Source organism: Kitasatospora sp. NPDC059747 (assembly GCF_042732955.1).
GTDB lineage: Bacteria > Actinomycetota > Actinomycetes > Streptomycetales > Streptomycetaceae > Kitasatospora.
Genome location: NZ_JBHWGV010000081.1, coordinates 39,978 through 44,275, shown reverse-complemented (window position 1 = coordinate 44,275; position 4,298 = coordinate 39,978). Strand labels below are relative to the sequence as shown.

Annotated in this window: 2 protein-coding genes; both read right to left on the bottom strand. The window is 73.9% G+C overall.

All coding sequences use genetic code 11. The annotated features are described in order from the left end of the window. Nucleotides 1-641: 641 nt before the first annotated feature. Complete coding sequence (locus ACFV4G_RS29720) at nt 642-1,133, bottom strand: hypothetical protein (protein WP_380445201.1); 492 nt, start codon at nt 1,131-1,133, stop codon at nt 642-644. Nucleotides 1,134-2,486: 1,353 nt separating this feature from the next. After that, nucleotides 2,487-3,848: a TIM44-like domain-containing protein gene (locus tag ACFV4G_RS29715; RefSeq protein ID WP_380445200.1), complete on the bottom strand. Its 1,362-nt coding sequence runs from the start codon at nt 3,846-3,848 to the stop codon at nt 2,487-2,489. Nucleotides 3,849-4,298: the final 450 nt, after the last annotated feature.

The window sequence follows — 4,298 nt, the reverse complement described above, 5'->3', positions numbered from 1 at the left end:
ACGCTCTCCCCGCCCCCCGGGAGAGCGTCGGGGGCGGGGCCGTGGCCGTGTGCGGGCCCGGGCAGGGCCGGCCGGTTCCGGGTCTGCTGTGTGAGGGGTACTGGTCGGCGGCCCGGGCTCGTCCAGGCCTTGGGTGCGGTTTCTTCTCTCGTCTCGCCGTGCGGCCGGCCCCCAGGCCGGTTGCCGGTCCCGGGCCCGGTAGCGCTCCGCGCGGGCACCGCCCCCGCCAGCGGCGTCCGCCCGTCCCCGCAGGCGTCCGCCCGTCCCCGCAGGCGTCCGCCCGTCCCTGCAGGCGTCCGCCCGCCTCCGCCGGTGCGGCCCGTCCCCGCCGGTGCGGCCCGTCCCTGCCGGGCGGTGCGTGGCGGGTGGTTCGCCGGCGTGGTCCGCCGGGGTGAAGTGGTTTCTGGCCCGGCTTGCCACCTCCGGCACTGACGGGAACAGCAACTCCGGGAACAGGGACCACGATTGCGTCACGGTCGCCGACTGTCAGCCACCCGGGACCCGAGCCAACGACTTTCAGTCGATCTACGAGGCCGGCAAGAGCCGGTGATCCGTCACGGACCGTCACTGGCGCACAACCTGGGCCAGAACCAGAAGCGGTTCTGGCTCAGCTTTTGTCTGCGCCGTGAGGCGCCGTTGGTTCAGTGCTGGAGAGCGCAGTCATCCGCTGCCAGGTGCAGGTGCCGAAGGGTTTCCAGTTCGGCGGTGGGGAAGGCGTGCAGCTGCCACTTCCGGAGGTAGCCGTCCTCGCCGTGGGTTCGCCGCACCTTCTCGGCAGCCATCGCGACCGTATGCGCCAGGGAGGTGCGAGGACGTGTGGACGTCCACACGAGGGTGCCCTTCCCGTCCGGTACGTCGAAGCTGGCCGACATGTCCGGGAAGCGACGGATCGTGATGTGCACGTCACTGCTTTGGCGACGAAGAATCCACCGCGCCTCTGCCGGTTCGAGATCGAACGAGAACCGCTGGACGCCATGGGGGCCGTAAAGGCCCGACACGCCTTTCAGCAAGTCGGCGAGCGCGTTCGTACAGTAGCTGACGCTGTCCTGGTGCTTCGTCGAGCCGTCCCAGATCCTGCACCTCGCCCAGCCGGAGCCGCTCAGTTCCCAGCTGAAATGCAAGGACCTCGTCACTGAACCCCCCTGATCGTCTGCGGACAACGCTACAGCGGTGCCGGAGACGGGGGACGGCCGGGTACGCCACGCGACAGCCAGCTGGACCAGTGCGTCAGGCACTCCGAGGAACCCAACGAGCTCGATCACGGCATGCTGTCGCAGTGCTCTCGTTTCGCATGGGGCGGGCCCTGGCCTCGACTTGTCAGGGAGGCAACCCGGGCCCGCGACCACACGTTATCGACGACGCTGACCCGGTCTTCTCGGACACTCCGCCCAGACCCGCCCGGTCACCCGGCCAATGGCTCCCATGCCCGCCGAAGTGGCTCCCGAACTGACCGAAGAGCACCCGTCCCGGGCGAGTACACCACCGCCACGAACGGCCTGGACCCGGCTCCCGTTCACACCGAAGCAGTGGCGCTCATATAGCCCGACAAAATCAGTCGGGTGACTTCCCGTCGGCCGGCCGCGAGCGGGGACTGCGGACCGGTCACCGGCACGGCACCGCGATGCCTGCGGTCGAGGCGGACAACGGCTCCTTCGGCCGGGGCGCGATCTCTTGCGCCGCTGTGAACCGTCGTCCCGGCCGTCCGGGCCGCGGCTCGTTTTTCGGGCGGTTCCGCGTGCTGCCCGAGAAGCCCGGCCGGCACTCGGCGCGGCCGGGTCACACGCGTCGGGCCACAGCCCCGTCCATCCCGCCGACGACGCCCCGAGGGTGCGGTGGGGCGGGCCCGCGGCCGTTTCCGGGGCCGGGACGCGGACGGCCGTGCCGGTCCCGGCTCTCCTGCGCCCGGGGGTGTCGGACACGGCCCGGGCCGCCCCGGTCCTGGTCCCGGCCCCAGGGACGGGGCCCTTGCGTCGTCCGCGCAAGGCCCCTGGTCCTGGGGCCGTTGTCCGTGGGGGGGCGGCGCTTGGCCGCGCTTCGTAGGGATCCGTCGTGGCCGGATGCCGGAGAGCTCCTCGGCGCGGGAGCCGGCCCGCTCGCCGTTGCGCGGCCTGCCGCCGGGGTGGTCCGCCAGGCCGCGGGCAGTGTGTCGCCCCCGGAACGGAAAGGGGACCGTGACCCGCTGCTGTGCGCGGCGAGGGCGGCGTGCCGGCTGTGGGGGAGGTGCCCGGGCCCCGGCTGTGCCGGGCCCGCTCTCGCGGGTAGGCCCGGGCCCGGCCTGGCGGAAGGGGTGGGCCGGCGCGGTTCCCGGTCCGCTGCCACGGCGGCCGGGCCGTGCGCCGCCGTGGCGGGGGTCCTGGCCGGGGAGGGCGGGTTGTGGGCGTTGGGTGCCTGTGGTGCGGGTGCGGGCCGTGCCTGCGGGGAGGGCGGGATGCGGGCGTGGGCGTGGGCGTGGGCGCGGGTGCGGGTGCGTGGGCCGGGGGCCGGGGTTACTGCGTGGTGGTGGCGGTGACGGTCCATGTCCCGGGCGGGGTGTCGTCCAGGCGCAGGTCGAAGGTGAAGGTGATGGGCCTGCGCTGGTGCGGGTCGCCGTGCAGGACCTGTTCGCTGCGGCGGTCGACTTCGTAGTAGACGCCCTGGGCGTCGACCGTGAGGCGGAAGACGATGGGGGTGCGGGACAGGAGCGAGGTGACCTTGACGGATGTGATGTCGGCCTGGCGCAGGACGGTGCGGCGGGGGGTGCGGACGGGGGTGAAGTCGAGGCTGCCGTCGTTCATGGCCCATTCCTCGAGGAACCGTTCGACGGCGACTTCCAGGACCGCCCTGTCGAAGCGGGCGTCCAGGACGCTCAGGTCGCCGGCGGCGGTGTCGGCGTCGGTGGTCCACGAGATGTTGGTGAGCGACAGGATGTCGCCGGCCCCGGTGAGCGAGGTCTTGCCGGCGACTTCGAGCACGGCCTGGCGGGCGACGTCCTTCTGGTCCCAGCCGTCGGTCTCGATGGCGGCGCTCAGGTGGTGGGCGCCTTCGGCGGCCTGTTCCAGCGACGACACGATCCACTCGCCGGCCGCGTTCTTGCGCAGGGTCCAGTACTCGACCGGGCGGGTCGAGCCGTCCTTGCGCACGCCCTGTCCGCCGTCGGCGCGGCGCACGTAGTCGTGGAGGGTCGCGGTGATCCGGAAGGTGACGGTGTCGTTCACCTCGCCCGCGCGGTTGGCGACGTCGACCAGCTCGACGGCCGGGCCGGCGACGATCTCCACGACGTTGACCTCGCCGCGTGCGGCGTAGTCCTGGAGTTCCTCGGCCCACTTGCCGTACAGCACCGGGGACAGGATCCGCTGCAGCGTGGCGAGGTCGTGCCCGGTCCAGGCGCGCTGGGCGCTCTCGTACAGCCACACGGCGCGCTGTTCGAGCGCGGCGCGATCGAAGGTCGCATCGGTGTCGGCGATGGCGTCCACGCGGGCCGAGACGTGGGCGGCGCGTTCGCGCGCCTGCGCGTCGGCGCGGTGGGCCGTGCGGTCGGAGACGGTGTTCAGGCCGTCCGCGAGCTTTGCCTTGCGGCGCCGGGACCACAGCCACAGGATCAGCAGGATCACGGCCACGATCACCAGCAGGGTGACGATCCCCCCGCCACCGCCGCCGGCCCCGAAACCGGTTCCGAAGCCGGTGCCGAAACCGCCGCCGCCCGACCCGTGGAAGCCGCTGCCGTGGCCGCCCCCGCCGCCGCTGCCCCCGCTGCTGCCGTGGCCGCCGCCGAAGCCGTGGCCGCCGCCCCCGCCGCGGGCGTAGGCGGCCGTCGGGCTGCTCAGCGCGACGGCTCCCGCGAGCACGCATATCCACCGGCGGACGCGCACCGGGCCCTCCCTCAACGAACCGAGATGTTCCGGCAAGCCTACAAGCCGGGGGTGTCCGGGAGGTGTGGAGGGCGGCCCGGCAGGGGGCGGCGGGCGGTCCGGCAGGGGGCGGCGGGGCCTTCCCGGGACGGGCCTCCTGGGGCGGGCCTTCCGGGGCGGGGGTCTTGGGCCTGCATGACGTCCGGGGTTCCCGTGCCCGCCCCGAACGCCGGGGCCGCCGGCCGCCGGCCGTGGGTCGGCCGTGGGTCGGCCGTGGGCCGGTCGCGGGTCGGTCGCGGGTCGGTCGTCGGCTCGCCGTGGGCTGGTCGTGGGCCGAGGCCGGGGTCTTTGAGGCGGGTTCCTGTCCGGGATCACCGGTCGTCACCGGGTTGCGGGGACGTACACCGGGGGACTCCGGTGCTCTTTGCGACCGTGGGGGGGGGGGCGGGGCGGGCGGCGGGGGGGGGGGGC